The organism is Methylosinus sp. KRF6 (genome assembly GCF_018887255.1).
Classification (GTDB): Bacteria; Pseudomonadota; Alphaproteobacteria; order Rhizobiales; family Beijerinckiaceae; genus Methylosinus; species Methylosinus sporium.
Genome location: NZ_JAHLJF010000001.1, coordinates 4,021,436 through 4,035,326, shown reverse-complemented (window position 1 = coordinate 4,035,326; position 13,891 = coordinate 4,021,436). Strand labels below are relative to the sequence as shown.

At 61.7% G+C, this 13,891-nt stretch carries 13 protein-coding genes and 1 pseudogene; 3 read left to right on the top strand and 11 right to left on the bottom strand.

The window, feature by feature from the left end; all coding sequences use genetic code 11:
* Positions 1–78: 78 nt before the first annotated feature.
* A pseudogene (istA, locus tag KP010_RS19000) lies at positions 79–933 on the bottom strand (IS21 family transposase); the annotation flags it as partial.
* Positions 934–1,324: 391 nt separating this feature from the next.
* Between istA and KP010_RS18995 the strand changes: the two are divergent.
* Positions 1,325–1,732, top strand: a complete 408-nt coding sequence (locus KP010_RS18995; RefSeq protein WP_142864358.1) for a biopolymer transporter ExbD — start codon at positions 1,325–1,327, stop codon at positions 1,730–1,732.
* A gap of 377 nt (positions 1,733–2,109) precedes the next feature.
* Here KP010_RS18995 and KP010_RS18990 read toward each other — a convergent pair whose 3' ends face one another.
* Positions 2,110–2,349 (bottom strand): hypothetical protein, encoded by a 240-nt coding sequence (locus KP010_RS18990; protein WP_142864348.1) that lies wholly within the window; start codon positions 2,347–2,349, stop codon positions 2,110–2,112.
* Here KP010_RS18990 and KP010_RS18985 point away from each other — a divergent pair.
* Positions 2,330–2,980 carry a TonB-dependent receptor plug domain-containing protein gene (locus KP010_RS18985; RefSeq protein WP_142864349.1) on the top strand — a complete coding sequence of 217 codons (651 nt, stop codon included), beginning with the start codon at positions 2,330–2,332 and terminating at the stop codon, positions 2,978–2,980. The two genes, KP010_RS18990 and KP010_RS18985, sit on opposite strands and share 20 nt — an antisense overlap.
* 120 nt (positions 2,981–3,100) lie before the next feature.
* Here KP010_RS18985 and KP010_RS18980 read toward each other — a convergent pair whose 3' ends face one another.
* The 9 genes from KP010_RS18980 to KP010_RS18940 form a co-directional block, all read right to left on the bottom strand.
* Positions 3,101–3,361: a hypothetical protein gene (locus KP010_RS18980; protein ID WP_142864350.1), complete on the bottom strand. Its 261-nt coding sequence runs from the start codon at positions 3,359–3,361 to the stop codon at positions 3,101–3,103.
* Positions 3,362–3,512: 151 nt separating this feature from the next.
* Entirely contained in the window at positions 3,513–5,192 is a 1,680-nt protein-coding gene (gene mbnF / locus KP010_RS18975) for a methanobactin biosynthesis FAD monooxygenase MbnF (protein WP_142864351.1), read from the bottom strand.
* Between the two features lie 78 nt (positions 5,193–5,270).
* The gene (gene mbnM, locus KP010_RS18970; protein WP_142864352.1) at positions 5,271–6,551 is read right to left on the bottom strand and encodes a multi antimicrobial extrusion protein MatE; all 1,281 of its coding nucleotides are present in this window, start codon (positions 6,549–6,551) and stop codon (positions 5,271–5,273) included.
* On the bottom strand, positions 6,548–7,132 hold the full coding sequence (mbnC, locus tag KP010_RS18965) for a methanobactin biosynthesis protein MbnC (RefSeq protein WP_142864353.1): 585 nt from the start codon (positions 7,130–7,132) through the stop codon (positions 6,548–6,550). The genes mbnM and mbnC overlap by 4 nt, the downstream gene beginning before the upstream one ends.
* The gene (gene mbnB, locus KP010_RS18960) at positions 7,104–7,937 is read right to left on the bottom strand and encodes a methanobactin biosynthesis protein MbnB (RefSeq protein WP_142864359.1); all 834 of its coding nucleotides are present in this window, start codon (positions 7,935–7,937) and stop codon (positions 7,104–7,106) included. Before mbnB ends, mbnC begins: the two co-directional genes overlap by 29 nt.
* Positions 7,938–8,016: 79 nt before the next feature.
* Positions 8,017–8,112 (bottom strand): methanobactin, encoded by a 96-nt coding sequence (gene mbnA / locus KP010_RS18955; protein WP_142864354.1) that lies wholly within the window; start codon positions 8,110–8,112, stop codon positions 8,017–8,019.
* A gap of 363 nt (positions 8,113–8,475) precedes the next feature.
* On the bottom strand, positions 8,476–10,971 hold the full coding sequence (locus KP010_RS18950; protein WP_142864360.1) for a TonB-dependent receptor: 2,496 nt from the start codon (positions 10,969–10,971) through the stop codon (positions 8,476–8,478).
* A 159-nt stretch (positions 10,972–11,130) separates the two neighbouring features.
* Complete coding sequence (locus KP010_RS18945) at positions 11,131–12,075, bottom strand: FecR domain-containing protein (RefSeq protein ID WP_142864355.1); 945 nt, start codon at positions 12,073–12,075, stop codon at positions 11,131–11,133.
* A gap of 107 nt (positions 12,076–12,182) precedes the next feature.
* Positions 12,183–12,683, bottom strand: coding sequence for an RNA polymerase sigma factor (locus KP010_RS18940; protein ID WP_142864356.1), 501 nt, complete (start codon positions 12,681–12,683; stop codon positions 12,183–12,185).
* A 740-nt stretch (positions 12,684–13,423) separates the two neighbouring features.
* On the opposite strand from KP010_RS18940, the gene KP010_RS18935 reads away from it, so the two are divergent.
* Entirely contained in the window at positions 13,424–13,747 is a 324-nt protein-coding gene (locus KP010_RS18935) for a hypothetical protein (RefSeq protein WP_142864357.1), read from the top strand.
* The last annotated feature ends 144 nt before the right edge of the window (positions 13,748–13,891 follow it).

The window sequence follows — 13,891 nt, the reverse complement described above, 5'->3', positions numbered from 1 at the left end:
AATCGATCATCACGCTATTCCGCCTGCCCCAGCCCGGCGATCATAGCCCCAACCGGCCCGCGAGAAAAATTCGCGACAGAGCCCGACGATGGCGGCGTTGACCTCCGTCAGGCTGTAGAAGGTCCGGCGGCGCAGCCTGCCGAGCAGCCAGCGCTCGACGATCAGCACCGCAGATTCGACCTTCGCCTTGTCGCGCGGCTTTCTCGGCCGCGCCGGCAACAGCGCCGCGCCGTAATGCGCCGCCATGTCGGCGTAGGTGCGATTGACCTGCGGGTCGTAAAAGCAAGCCTTGACGATCGCCGTCTTGGCGTTGTCCGGCACGATGAGCTGCGGGACGCCGCCCACGGCCTCGAGCGCGCTCACATGGGCGTCGATCCAATCGGGGAGCGCCTGCGTCCAGCTCGCCTTGGCGAAAGTGAGGCTCGACGCGCCGAGTACGGCGACGAATATCTGCGCCATGCGAAGCTCGCCGGTGAGCCTGTCGATGACGACCGGGACGCCGTCGCCGGCGTAATCGACGAACAGCCGCTCGCCGGCGGCGTGCGTCTGCCGCATCGTGACCGACAGCGTCTTTTCGAATGCGCGATAGAGCTCACAAAAACGCGAATAGCTGTAGCCGCCCGGATTGGCCGCGATATATTCGTCCCACAAAATCGTCAGGGTGACGTGCTTGCGCTTCAACTCGCGATGTACGCCCGCCCAGTCTGGCTCCTCGGCCCGCCGATGGCCCCGTTTGCTGCGCCGGGCGGCGTAGAGCGCCTCCGCCAGCCCGTCGTCGTTCATTCCCTCCGGCAGCGGCCAGGACAGTCCGGCGCTCTCCGCGCGCTCGATCGTCGCCCGCACCGTCGAGCGCGGCATGTCGAGACGCCGGGAAATTTCGTGCGCCGAAACCGATGTGGACTTCAGCCGAATAATCTCGCGCGCATGGCGCATCGTAATCCGCTCCGCTGGCATGGACCGCTCCCCTTGGATTGCCAAAGGAGCGATCTGATCAGGCCAACGACGGAGCCCGTCACTGCACGAAATCACCCGGGCGGGATCATTCCGTTACAGGGGGGCGCGATCATCTCGTAATCGGGGGGCGCCATCATTCCGTTATGGGGGGCGCCTTCATCTCGTTTTAGGGGGGCGCCTTCCGTCGGAATCACCATGGGAGAACAAAGACCGCCCCTCATAGATTCAGCGCCGCCCGATGCATCTTCAGATAAGGGCGGAGAGAAGAGGGGAGTGCGTAGCACACCGTTGGCGCAAAGGAACAACATTCCCAAAAAAAGTTATTGCCGTCGAGAAACGGATAAATGGTCTCGAACTGGACGTGCAGCAGATGCGGAACTGGCCAGCGCGCCGCGAAAGACACGCGCGCATCGAAATCATTCCTATGATCGACGTGATGATGTTCCTGCTGGTCTTCTTCGTGCTGATCAGCATCAATGTGCTTCCGGCGCTCGGGCTCAAAGTCACGCCGCCGACCTCTGCACATCCAGACAAGGTCGTCGAGCGCACACGCGTGACGATCGGCATCGATCGCGCCGGCGATACCTATATCGACGGCAAGCCGATCTCGCTCGCCGAACTCCCCGAACGCCTGCGCGGCCTCGCGAGCGAGGACAAGCCGCTCGCCGTCGTCATCAGCGGCGACGAGGGCGCGGGACTTCAGAGTCTCGTCTCCGTCCTGGACGCGCTCAAGTCGGCGAAGGTCGCGAGCGCCTCCATCGTCACGAGGCCGCAATAGTGCGGGCCAGACCGGCGATGGACAGGCTCGATGTCGCGAGCAACGCCGCCGGACTCGCCGGCGCGCTGACGCTGCTCGTTTTGTCGCTGACGATGGCGCCTGAGACAAATCGCGTCTCGCCGGCCGATCCCGGCGCGCAGACGATGGAGATCGCGCTCGATCTGCCGGTCGAGGCGGAGGCGTCCGAGCCGCGTTCGCCGGAGCCGCTTCAAGAGACGCCCATTGATGCGCCGCAGCCGCAGCCGCTCGAGGAGACGCCACCGAGCGATGCGCCCGCGCCCGTAGCCGCGCAGCCAAAACCGCAAAAGCCCGAAAAGCCGACGCCGAAAGCCGACCGGCAATGTCTCCGCCTTCGGCGCCTGTCTCACCGGCGCGCCCTATCCGACCTCCAAGGACGCGCGGCTGCAAAAGCCTTCGGGCTCCGTCGGCATAGCGATCTCGGGCGGCTCGGCTTCCGTCACCAGCAGCTCCGGCTCTGCGATCCTCGATTCCGCCGCGCGTTCTCGCGCCGTCGCCTGCGCCTCCGCGGCCGGCGGCGGCGCGCTCAGCGGCGTCGTCGTCTTCCACCCGAGATAGTTCGTAACAGAGGTCTCCCCGATGAAGTTCCGTGTCCTCACGCTCGCCCTGCTCGCCGGCGCCTCGACGCCGACCCTCGTTTTGGCGCAATCGGCGCAGGAGCCACAAAAGCCCGCGCATGACAGCCGTTCGCAAAGCGGTCTCACCGCGGCGCCGACCGACTTCGGCCGCGTCGACATCTATGGCAACAGCGCAAGCGCGCCGGCGCCGGACGGCGTCAACCGCCAGGATTTGGGCGGCGGCTATATGATCGAGGAAGAAGCGGTGAAGACGCGCTCGACCGTGACGCGCGACGCCATCGCCAAAATGTCGCCGACGGCCAATCCCTATCAGATGATCAATCTCCTGCCGGGCGTCGTCATCACCAGCACCGACAACTCCGGCCTCAATGGCGGCAACATACGTATCCGCGGCTACAACAGCGATCAGCTGGGCCTCACCATCGAGGGCATGCCGGTCAACGACTCCGGCAATTACGCGCTCTACCCGCAGGAATATGTCGACAGCGAGAACATAGAGCAGATCTCGATCGCGCAAGGCTCGCCCGATCTCGACAGCCCGCATATCGGCGCCTCTGGCGGCGTCATCAACATCTATATGCGCGATCCCTCGAAGACGCGCGGCGGCTTCGTCGATTTCTCCTACGGCATGCACAGCACGGCCCGCCGTTAACCCGAATTCGGAGCCCTGCTCCTGGCCAGCTGTCGATCGACATTTGGCTTCATTCGACCTATAGCCGAATGATAAAGTCGAAGGTGAGATTTTTTTGGAGCCGCGCTCGCACCGAAGCGGTCATTGCTTCTCCGGATCGGGTGCGCGAGCTTCGTCTGCGGCTTGAAGGACTTTTGCGCGCCGATAGGCGATCCTTTTGCGCTCCGTCGGATGCACAATCGAGAAGGTTGCCGCGTGATCGCATGCGGCCACGATCGTGTCGGCGTTCCTTTTCGTCACCTTCTCCTGCGTGAAACACGCTTGCCAGCTCGACAGGAGTTGGACAAGGCTCGCTTCACCCTTACTTTCCTCTCCTGAAAGCTGCTCGTTTCTGGGGTTCATCGACTCCGCCGCGAGCAGACCGTCTCCAGGGACGGTAATTGCTGCGATACCTAAACTTGCGACGAGCGCCGGACGCACCCATCGGGCTGGGCAGCGGAAATGAAGGGCTTGGCAATTCACTATATGGGAGAATGGGGTCGGCATCGCTCTCTCACTGCATGAGTGTCGTGCTTGTCTCACAGGACGGCGTCGGCAAACTGGGTTCTGCGACAGAGCGGATCCGCAATTGGCTTCGGTCAAGGCAGAGCGCGCGCGCGTAAGCCCGCCTCAGCGCTTGCTCCGTATCTCCGCTTGCTCCAAGTGACCGCCATGCGATGAATCCGTCTGGGCGGAGAAGCAACGCTCCTGCTGGCTCGAGTCCGGTGCGCTCCAGAAAGGTTCCGGTTGGGTCGCTAAGATCGACGCCGATGCCGAATGCCGTCGTCGCCACACCATGAGTTTGTGCGAGAATTTTTGCCGCCTCGACCCAGGATGAGCCTGCCGGTCCGGCCAACAGCGCGAAGCCGCGGCCGACGAGATCATGCGTTGAGATTTCGACGCCATCGCGAATGAGCGGGACATGGGCGAGACGGGAGCCGGGCTTTCCGCTCGGATGCAGCGTGTCGTCCGCAGGGAGGCCGTCGTCTGGCTCCTCGACGGAAATGGCCCGTGATCGATAGCGGTAGCTCATGGCGACATCGAGATAGCTCACGCGGCCAAATGCTTCGCCGAGATCGTCGCGATCTTGGCGTAGCCGACGAACGTAATTCTCCATTGCGCGGGCGATCGAAAGCTGTGCGACGGGACGCCGCTCGTCTTCATAGGTGTCGAGCAGCGTCGGATCGGCCTGCTTTTTCGTCACCATGGAGATTTTCCAAGCGAGATCGGCGGCATCTTGAATGGCGGCTTGGCCAGCAAGGCCGCCGACGGGGGGCATGATATGCGCGGCGTCGCCAGCGAGGAACACGCGGCCAATCTTCATTCGATCGGCGAGCAACGCCGACATTCGCCAAGGAAGGACGCTCAGGATTTCGACCTCGAGATCGCTCTGGCCGAGCGCGGCGCGAACCAGCGCGATGCAACGCGCCGCATCGAAATCCGATATCGCTTCACGGGCGGGATCGTACTCGACATTGAGCTGGCCCTGGTCAGGATCGTCGCAGCTGACGAAGGCCCCCGTTAGCTCGCGATTGCGGAGATAGCAGAGGAAAAAGCCGCGGCCGGCCATTGAGGCCGAGAGATCGGCCTTGAAAAGAATAGAAATGGCGTGGGAGACACCGCTTCGTCCTTTCATGTCTACGGCGAGCGACGTGCGGACAGGGCTGCTGCTTCCATCAGCGGCGATGAGATAATTAGTGACGACCGTCTTCTGCCTTCCATTCACTGCGTCGCGCAAAACTGCATGGACCTTCTCCGCATCTTGCGAGAAGCTCAGTAGTTCGGTCGAAAAGCGGATATCGGCTCCATGAGCGCGAGCATGCCGGAGCAGCACCGGCTCGGCCCGATCCTGGCCGGCGCTGCACAATGGAGCCGGCGACAATGTACGCGTGTCGAAGCCGTTCGGCGCAGCCAATATCTCGATCGGAGGACCACCGACCGTCTCCGCGATCATGATCGTCGTATCGCCGGGCTCGGCGCGTGCAGCGAGCAGCAAATCCTTCTCGAGGCCCGGCGCCTGCCGGAGCAGCTCGAGGCTACGAAGACTGAACCCATGCGCCCTCGGATGATCGGACAAGGCGCCCCGACGCTCCGCCAGAAGGCACGGAACGCCGCGCAGCGATAGCATCAACGCGGCCGTCAGGCCCGCATAGCCTGCGCCGGAGATCAGGACTGGCACATGTTCAATCGTCATGGTCCTCTAGCCTCTCGTCGCTTGCTTGTTCTGCTTTCTTTTTCGAAGGACGGCCGAGCGTGGTAGCCGAGAGAATTTTCAGTGCGCCAAGTTCCCCGACGCGCGATGCGGCGGCGCCAGCGGCAGACTGCGCCAAAAGCGCTGCGCGCAAGCGGCTTCGGGAACGATGAGCGACAAATAGGCGACCTCTGGCGCATCGACGAGCAGCCCCAACGCGAGAAGGGGAACGCCGCAGGACCAGAGCGCGACGCTGTCCGTGATCGCGACCACGGCGAAGGCGCCACGGGCGAAGAGCCCGGCTCTCGCCACATTGGCGGAATGCCGAATCGGCAATGAGACGGCGATCGCTGCGATCATCGATGACCACCATGGGCCCGCCTGCCCATATAGATTTCCTAGTGGATCGCGGCTCGCGAACAGAGCCAGAGCCGCGAGACAGGCGATCGGCGCTCCGCGAAGCCACAGATCGCGCGCGAAAGGGGCGACATCGGCGGCGTCGAGACGCGCCAATCGGAAGGAGAGGAAGCGCGTCAGAGCCAACAGCGGCGCGATGATCGCGAGCATCAGCGTCTGACCCGTCGCATAGGCGCTCAAGCGTGCGAGCTCGTAATGTCCGAGCGATGGAGTCGCAAAGAGCGCGACGCCGGCAAAGATGGCGAGATGGATGGCCAGAGTCCGCTGCGCTTCCCAGGCGGCGGAGCGAAAAAAGCCGGTGGCAAAAGATAGAGTCGGCAGGCGCAGCGGCGTTTCGCGATGCGCGGCCAGCGCGCGCCAGCACCAGGCGGCCGAGATCGACGCGACGAGAAGGCCACTCGCGAAACACCCGGAGAAGCCGCCCCCGAGATAATCGATAAAGAGGAGATTGCCGACGAATTTCAGGGCGAGCTCGATCACTTTCCAGCGCACGACTGCGGCGCCGTCGTTCAGCGCATGGAGCATGAGGACCGAGCTGTTGACGAGGAAGCGCAGCGGCGTCGTGACCGCGTAGAGGCCGATTCCCGCCGCAATCAGCGTGGAGACCGGGCCGTCTCCCGCCGCCAGCGTCGCGACGCCGGGATAGAGGACGAAGGCTCCGGCTGCGCAGGCGATTCCGGAGAGCAGCGAAAGGAGCAGCGCGCCATCGAGCGCGGATACGTCGGTCGTGCGCCGCTTCTGCGCGACGGTGGTCGAGGCGACTGCCCCGACCGCCGTCATCAGCGCCGTATCGATCATCGCCAGACGCGCGAGCAGCGCATACGCGCTCTGCGCCTCGCTTCCCGCCGGCCGCAACATGACGATGTCCAGCTGCTGGGAAATCTGCACGGCGCCGAGGCTGATCAGCAAGGGCCAATAGCCGCGCCAGAAGCCTTTCTCGATCATAGCGGGAGCGGCCGCCAGCCGGGGAAATGGTCGAGCTCGAAGCTCGGCGTCATGAAATAGCCGAAGAAATCGTCGGGCGGCGGCAGCGGCTCCTCGAAGGTCAAGCGCTCCACCTGCTCGAGGCGGCAATAAACGCTGTTCATCTTCCATCCAACGACCGCGCCGTCGAGCGCCGTCGAGCCGAGCACGACGCCGAGAGCATCGACGTCGCGGTCATATCCGAGCCAGCGAGAGGCGGAGGCGGACATCATCGACAGCATGAGCTCTTCGCTCAGCTGATCGTGGAACTGCGACTGCGTCAGCCATTTGTAGACCCAGAGGAAAAAGGTCCAGTCGAAGGAGAGCTTGTTTTCGCGCGCCCAGTCCATGAAAGGCAGAAAGATCGCCTGGCCGTCGGGGCCGGAAAGCTCGAGCAATTTCGGGACCGTGTCGAACAAAGCGTGCCAATAGGAGCGAATGCTGATGTCGACGCGGAGAAACGCGCGAGATTCGCGCGGATAGGTCGCGAGCCGATCTGGGCTCATCAAATCCTTGAAGAGATCCGCGTCGATTCTAGCTGGCGCAGGTGACAAGAGACGCATGATCGGGCTCCGGAGTGTTGGAAAAAATCTCGCGCAGACGCTGCAGATCGACGGATATCGAATCGTATTCGATGTTGTAGTCGCGCTCGTAAGTCATCGTCGCGCCGGGCTTGTCGAAGGACGATCGCATGGACGTGAGGAATTCGATCGTGTCCGGAGCCATTTCGCGGTCGTGCGCGTCGACGGTGACATGCGGCGCGCTGAATGACGGCCCATAGCCGGCGACATGGTAATGCTCGGTCGACTCGATCACATTCGACCAGCGCTCGACCGGCGCGCCACAATTGCGCTTCGCGCAGACCGCGTTCGACGCGTCGAACAAAACGCCTGCGCCGGTTTCCTTCGTGAGCCGCTCGAAAAAGGCCGGCGCCTCCCATCCGCCTTCCATGAGCGATGGATAGTTCTCGAGATACAGGCGCCGTCCGACCAAGTCCTGCCATTGCGAGACGCGTTGCTTGACGAGCTCGTATTCCGTCTCGTAATCGATTTCGCCGAGATGATAGAGACGCCGGCCCTCATGCGTGAAGCGCAGGACGTGGTCCGAGACGTAGAGCGGATTCAGCGCGTCGATCAGCTCGCGCAATCGCTTCGCAAATTTGGAGAGAAATTCTACGTCGCTCTCGAGAAACCGCGAGAACATGATGTGAAAGGCGAGCGGGCATTTGAAAACGCTCTCCAGCTCGCGCGGAGGAACATGGAGAAAATTATCGATGAGCAGTTCGCAATAATCGATCTGACGCTCCCGGATCATTCTCTGAACCATATCGAGCGTCGGGTTTGTCGTGAAATTGAAGCCGATCTGCATATCGAAGACGCCTCCGAGAATGATCCCACGCAAAATGCGCCGCCCCCGACGTGAGTGTCGGAGGCGGCGCGCGGCGAACTCAGCAGTTCGGGCCGCAGATCGAGCACGAAGCGCACATCGCGCCGAGGCGGCCGAGAACCGGGAGCACTTCCTTCTTGGAGATCTTGATAGCCATAGCTTCCTCCTGAAGACGTCAATGTTGAAATAAACCAGCAGCGAATACATGTATTGTGCACAGCGCTGATGGTAATCTGCATGTAACGTCTACCATGCAGCGAGTCATATATATAATATAATTCTATTGATGTAAACATCTTGCGGAATAAAATTCCAAAATATACGTATTAATACATACGCTGTGCTTTTGCGGAGCGGGCGGGCGCCGCGTCGCTTTATGTCCAGATTGTCGTCATCGACGGGGAATTCATAGGCGACCAGGGACGGCGAAAGAGTCGTCCGCCCCCGTCATCGGCGAGGGCGTGCGTGTCGTTCGAATATCGCAGCTTCTCGGCGCGCCCGGCTCATATTCGCGTGCCGCTCAGAACTCGACGCGCAGCGAGCCCATGAAGGTGCGCGGCGCGCCGGTCAGGATCGTGTAGCGATCCGCAGCGGTCTGATAATATGTCGTATTGCCTATGTTCTTCACATTCAGCTGCCCCGTCACGGTGTAGTCGGAGATCTTCGTGCTGTAGGCGATCATGCCATTGACCAGCGTATATCCGGGCAGGACGAAGGAGTTGGCGTTGTCGCCGAGCGCGCTCTCGACGACCGTGAGGCCCCCGCCGAGGCTCAATCCGCGCAATGCGCCATCCGCCTCATATTTCACCCAGAGATTGCCATAGTTGCGCGGACTGCCCGGCAGCTTGGCGCCGGCGATGGCGAGCTGCGTCGTGATGAGCGTCAGCGGATTGTAGGAGCTCGCGCCCTCCACGGTTCGCACATCATCATGCGTGTAATTGGCGATGACGCTCCAATTGTCGTCTATGCGGCCTTTGAGGTCGAATTCGAATCCCTGGCTGCGCGCCTTGCCGATCAGCAGCGTGTTGTTGGCGTTGGTCGGATCGGTATAGGGAACATTGGTCTTGAAAATGTCGAAGTATGACATGGTCAAGGTGAGCCGCTTGTCGAGAAGCTCGGCCTTCAGCCCGCCTTCGTACATCTCGCCTTTCTGTGGTGCGAGCGGAATGCCGACGCGGGTCGAATTGGCCACGCCGAAAGATTGCGTGAAATTGCCGTAGAGCGAAAGCCAGGGCTGCGGCTGATACACCAAGCCGACACGCGGGCTGAACGCGGTGTTGTAGGTGCTCACATAGCTCGCCTCCGCGCCGACTGCGGATTTGAGATTCTTGTTGGTGCTCGTCTCCGCCCAATCGAAGCGTCCTCCCAGCAGCACGTGAACCGTGTCGTCGAAGAAGGAGAGCATGTCCTGGCCATAAATGCCCGTCCATTTCTGGCCGGCCTTGCTGTAGACGGGATTGCTGTAAGGATTTTCGATCTGCCAGGAGTTCGGCGCGTAGATGTTGATGGTGCTCAGTATCGGCTGATATTGGAGATTGATCGGCATATAATTCTTGAGCGCGTCGAGCCCCAGCAATATCGAATGGGAGACCGGTCCCGTTTCGAATTTGCCTTTCAGATCGAGATTGGTCGCGAAGGTCCGATCCGTCGTGCCGGGAACGACGAAGGCGTAGCGGCTGAGTAGGCCGGTCGCCTGATCGAAGCCCAAGGGAGCAATGTTCACGTTTCTCGTCGCCATGCTGGTGTAGCTGAGCCGATTGGTCAGGCTCCAGCCCGGCAGGAATTCGTAGCTCATGTCATAGGCGATGCGCGTGCGCTCAAGGTGGTCCGGCATGCTGGTCATGAGCGAGGCCGAAGACAGATAGCGGCCGACGGGAATATTGGCCGGGGCCCCGCCGACGGCCGGCAGGATGAAATAATCGTCGACCCAGGTCCTGTTCTGATATTCGAAATCGACATTGATGCGGAACTGCTCGACAGGATGATAGCTGATCGTCGGAGCAACGAAGAAATTTCGGTCCGTCACGAAATTTCGATAGGAATCGGTGCGAAAAAAAGTGCCGTTGACGCGATACAGCAGCGATTTGTCCTCGGTCAGCGGCCCGGTGGCGTCGATCGTCGTCCGGGTGCCGCTATAGGACGTCACCTGCTCCTGAATGGAGTAGTATGGCGTCGCCAGCGGCCGCTTGACCACGAGATCGATGACGCCGCCCGGCTCGCCTCTGCCGAATTCCATCGCCGCAGGGCCTTTCAGCACCTCGATCGATTGGAGATTGCTGGTGTCGAGATTGCGCACCCGATATTCCATCAGGCCGTTCTTGTACATATTGCCGAGCACGTTGAAGAAGCCACGAACCTTGAACACGTCGAGCTGCGCGGTCGAGGGCGTGACGCCGCTGACATTGGTGAAAAGCGCGTCGCCGACCGAGATCGCCTGCTGATCGTCCATCGCTTGGCGCGTTACAACGCCGACCGAGATCGGCGTCTTCATCAGTGGCGCGTCGAACTTCAATGTGGTCGGCGCGCTTTCGGCGCTATAGCCGGTGCGCCTGTCGCCGGGCCCCTGGCCGAGTCCTGGTCGTCCGGTTCCTTGCGGGCGATCCGTTTCGGCGCCGATGTCGATCACCGGCAGCGGCGTCGCGCCGCTCTCGTTCGCATCGGTGCGCGTTCCTGTGGCCTGCGCCAGAACGATCAGCACAGACTTTCCGTTCGGGGACAATTCGAAGCTCAGCCCGGTTCCCGACAGCACTTCTGAGAGCGCCTCGGCGAGGCTATGAGGTCCGGAAAGCCCCGCGGTTCTATGTGAGCGAGTCAATCGCGAATCGTAGACGATGCGCACGCCACTCGCGTCCGCGACGCTGTTGAGCGCCGTCGAAATCGGTCCAGCCGGAAGGTCGTAAGTGCGCACGATGTCGGCGATTTCTCTCTGCGACATCTGCGCGTGCGCTTCGGCGCGATCGGCATTCGACGTGAATGCGAGAGCGCTCATCGCGGTCACGATGGCCGTCGCGCTCATCATCCCACCCCTCGCTGACGTGCTTCCGTTAGGAATCCGACCCGACATCTATTTTGGTCCTGTCTTGTCTCGTGGCGGCAGACATTCGCGCCTCCCCACTTTGACAAGGACGAACCAGCCCCTCCTCCGGGGAGGTCTAAGAGCAAAAAAATTTTCTTTTTATCCCGTGAGCACGACGAGGTAGCCGAGATCGAGAGCTCGGAGGCTGAGAGCCTTTTCGATTGCAGAAATTGCGGCCATTGGCTCTGCCGCGTCGAACACGCCGCTCACTCGCCTCTCACGGATCGAGGGATCGAGAATCAAAATGTACCCGCGCATATAATGTCTGAGGATCGAGACCACTTCGGCGAGCGGCCTGTCGTCGAAAATCAGCTTTCCGCGCCGCCATGCGGTCACATGGTCGACTTGCACGCGATATGGCCCGACCGCGGGGACGTCGGGCCCGAAAGCGCTCTGTTCGCCTTCATCGACGATGATCGCCGGGCCACCCGCCATGACGCGCACCTGATGCTCCACGACGGTGACCTCCGTTCGCTCCCCTGCAGTGGAGATGTCGAAACTGGTGCCGAGAGCCGTCACCGAGCCGCGGGCGACCAGAACAGAGAAGGGCCTGTTGCCGTCCGGCGCGACGTCGAACCACGCCTCGCCTTTCAAGAGCGTCACGTTTCGCTTGCCTTGTCCGAAGTCCAGCGAGATGGCCGAGCGAGGGCCGAGTTCGATCCGCGACCCGTCCGTGAGCTGAAGCACCTTCGTTTCCGCCACGCCGGTTCGGGCCTGCGCCCATAGCAAGATCCAAGCGTCGTCGAAAAAGACATAGGATAATAGGGCGAAGGCGAGCGCCGCGAGGCCGGCGGTGACGCGAGCGTGCCGCAGCCGGCGCGGAGGGCGCACCTCGAACTCGCCTATGAGCGGCCGCAGGCCTTCTAGCTCGCCCCAGATACGGCAAACCTTCTCGAATGCCTCGCGGTTGGCGGGATCACGCGTCAGCCAGAGGACGAATGCCTCGCGCTCCTGCGGCGTCGAGGCTCGACAGTCGAGGCGCGTCCACCATTCGATGGCCGCTGTCCGGCGGCTCGCCCGATCAAAGGGAGCATCATCCTCCATACGTCGCGCCAATCTGCCTCTTATTGGGCGGCACCGCCGCTATTGATCCTCTTATTGTAATAGGACGTATGTCGATGCTGATAAAGGAGGTCGTCTCGAGGAAAATTTTAGTCGAGCCCCGCGTGGCACCGCTCTAGCGCCAGGCGCAGATGTTTGAGAACCATGTTTCGGGAAATGCCCAACCGATGAGCGATCTCGTCCGGCGAGAGATCATGGAAGCGGCGTAAGATGAAGACCTCCCGGCACTTGGGCGGTAAGCTCTTCAACGACGCATAGAATAAGCGGACACTTTCCTTCGCCTCGAAAATCTGTGACGGATCGAGCCCGGCCTCGGCGATCTCGGTCGGAATGTCGCCCGGTGTGACATGCTTGGCCATGCTCTTGCTCTGACGGGAGAAGTCGCGCGCGAGGTTGATCGCCGTTGTTCGAAGATAGGCGTCTTCATCGACGATCGGCCCGCTCTCGCGACGCCGAAGGAGTCGCACAAAGGTCTCTTGTAGAAGATCGAAAGCATCCTCGTGGCCCACGCGCCGCGTCAGGCAGCCGAGAAGATCGCGCTTGTTGCGCTCGAAGAGTTCACCGATCAAACGGCTTTTGGACTTGGACATGGGTGGGCTTCCGCTGGCGCCTCGAACTCGCAATGACAGCGAAGCGAGAAGCCGCCCCGAGCGGTTCCCGCCTCGAACGATCTCCCAAGCTCTAGATCAGGGAGACGCGCGTTCAGGACAGAGGCGGCGGAGCGCGAGCAAGGTGAGAGTTTGCCCAGGGTTCGAGGCTGCGATCGAAGTCGTCGACCAAGGCTAGGGCGATGCCGGTCGAAGTCGGATGAGTGAGAAAATCGCAGGCTACGGCAAGAAGCGACAGGAAAGCAGGCGGATCGTCACGCCCCCCGGACCCACAGAGAAGGCAGCATTGATCGGTCGTGTGGCGTTCGTGGATAGGCCCACCTCGATCCGATTCGGAGTCGCCTTGGCAAATCTCATAGTTTGCAGTCGCAAATGAGGCGGGTGCATGAAATCGGACTGCCGCTGCACTACGTGTGGAGGCAATAATACCCTGCAAAGCGACCAAGCAAATCACAGCGCCGATAAGGGCGCTCGCTGCCAGTTTCTGCCGGGATAACCAATACGCCATGCTTGATTTGTAAGCTCGGTCCCCGTCGTCGGTCAAGGCGCTGGGACATCTGACGGCAATTCTAAATTGCCCTGGTCTGGTTGCGTTTTTCGGTTTTCGTAGGCTCGGCTTTCTGATTCAAGGTGGGGTGCTGATTCTCGACCGCCTCCTCTCCGGGCTGCATGACGCCTCCGCCGCCTTTCCCGACAAGCGGAAGGGCGCAGGTGACTATTCGATGGCCGATATCGGCCTGTCGGCCTTCTCCTTGTTCTTCATGCAGTCGGAGTCGTTCCTCGCCTATCAGCGTTCGCTCGAGGAAGGCCGCGCCAGCGGCGCGGACTTCCTGCTCGCGGCCAGGCCGGAGTCTCACAAGGCCTTGTATGACTTCATGAAGGGCGCGGCCTGCGAGGAGGTCACGATCATCCGCAAGGAGGGCGCCAGGAAGCTCTCCTGCCGCTATCGCTGGTTCTCGAAGGCGCCGCTGCGCGACGGCAAAGAGGCCTCCTCGTCGATTGGATCGGGCTCACCATCGCCGACGCCAAGGGCAAGAGCACTATGACGCCGCCTTCGTCACCTCGCTCGAGGCGACGCGCGAGAGCGTCGCCGAGATTCGCCTGCGCGCGGGCGAGGTGGAAGATCGAGAACGAGAGCTTCAATGTTCTCGAGAACAACGGCTATCATCTCGAGCATAATTTCGGCCATG

Excerpts from the sequence above, each read along its gene's own strand:
- KP010_RS18995 (WP_142864358.1), top strand. The coding sequence starts at position 1,325 with ATGCGGAACTGGCCAGCGCGCCGCGAAAGACACGCGCGCATCGAAATC.
- KP010_RS18985 (WP_142864349.1), top strand. The coding sequence starts at position 2,330 with ATGAAGTTCCGTGTCCTCACGCTCGCCCTGCTCGCCGGCGCCTCGACG.
- KP010_RS18980 (WP_142864350.1), bottom strand. The coding sequence starts at position 3,361 with ATGAACCCCAGAAACGAGCAGCTTTCAGGAGAGGAAAGTAAGGGTGAA.
- mbnF (WP_142864351.1), bottom strand. The coding sequence starts at position 5,192 with ATGACGATTGAACATGTGCCAGTCCTGATCTCCGGCGCAGGCTATGCG.
- mbnM (WP_142864352.1), bottom strand. The coding sequence starts at position 6,551 with ATGATCGAGAAAGGCTTCTGGCGCGGCTATTGGCCCTTGCTGATCAGC.
- mbnC (WP_142864353.1), bottom strand. The coding sequence starts at position 7,132 with ATGCGTCTCTTGTCACCTGCGCCAGCTAGAATCGACGCGGATCTCTTC.
- mbnB (WP_142864359.1), bottom strand. The coding sequence starts at position 7,937 with ATGCAGATCGGCTTCAATTTCACGACAAACCCGACGCTCGATATGGTT.
- mbnA (WP_142864354.1), bottom strand. The coding sequence starts at position 8,112 with ATGGCTATCAAGATCTCCAAGAAGGAAGTGCTCCCGGTTCTCGGCCGC.
- KP010_RS18950 (WP_142864360.1), bottom strand. The coding sequence starts at position 10,971 with ATGAGCGCGACGGCCATCGTGACCGCGATGAGCGCTCTCGCATTCACG.
- KP010_RS18945 (WP_142864355.1), bottom strand. The coding sequence starts at position 12,075 with ATGGAGGATGATGCTCCCTTTGATCGGGCGAGCCGCCGGACAGCGGCC.
- KP010_RS18940 (WP_142864356.1), bottom strand. The coding sequence starts at position 12,683 with ATGTCCAAGTCCAAAAGCCGTTTGATCGGTGAACTCTTCGAGCGCAAC.
- KP010_RS18935 (WP_142864357.1), top strand. The coding sequence starts at position 13,424 with ATGGCCGATATCGGCCTGTCGGCCTTCTCCTTGTTCTTCATGCAGTCG.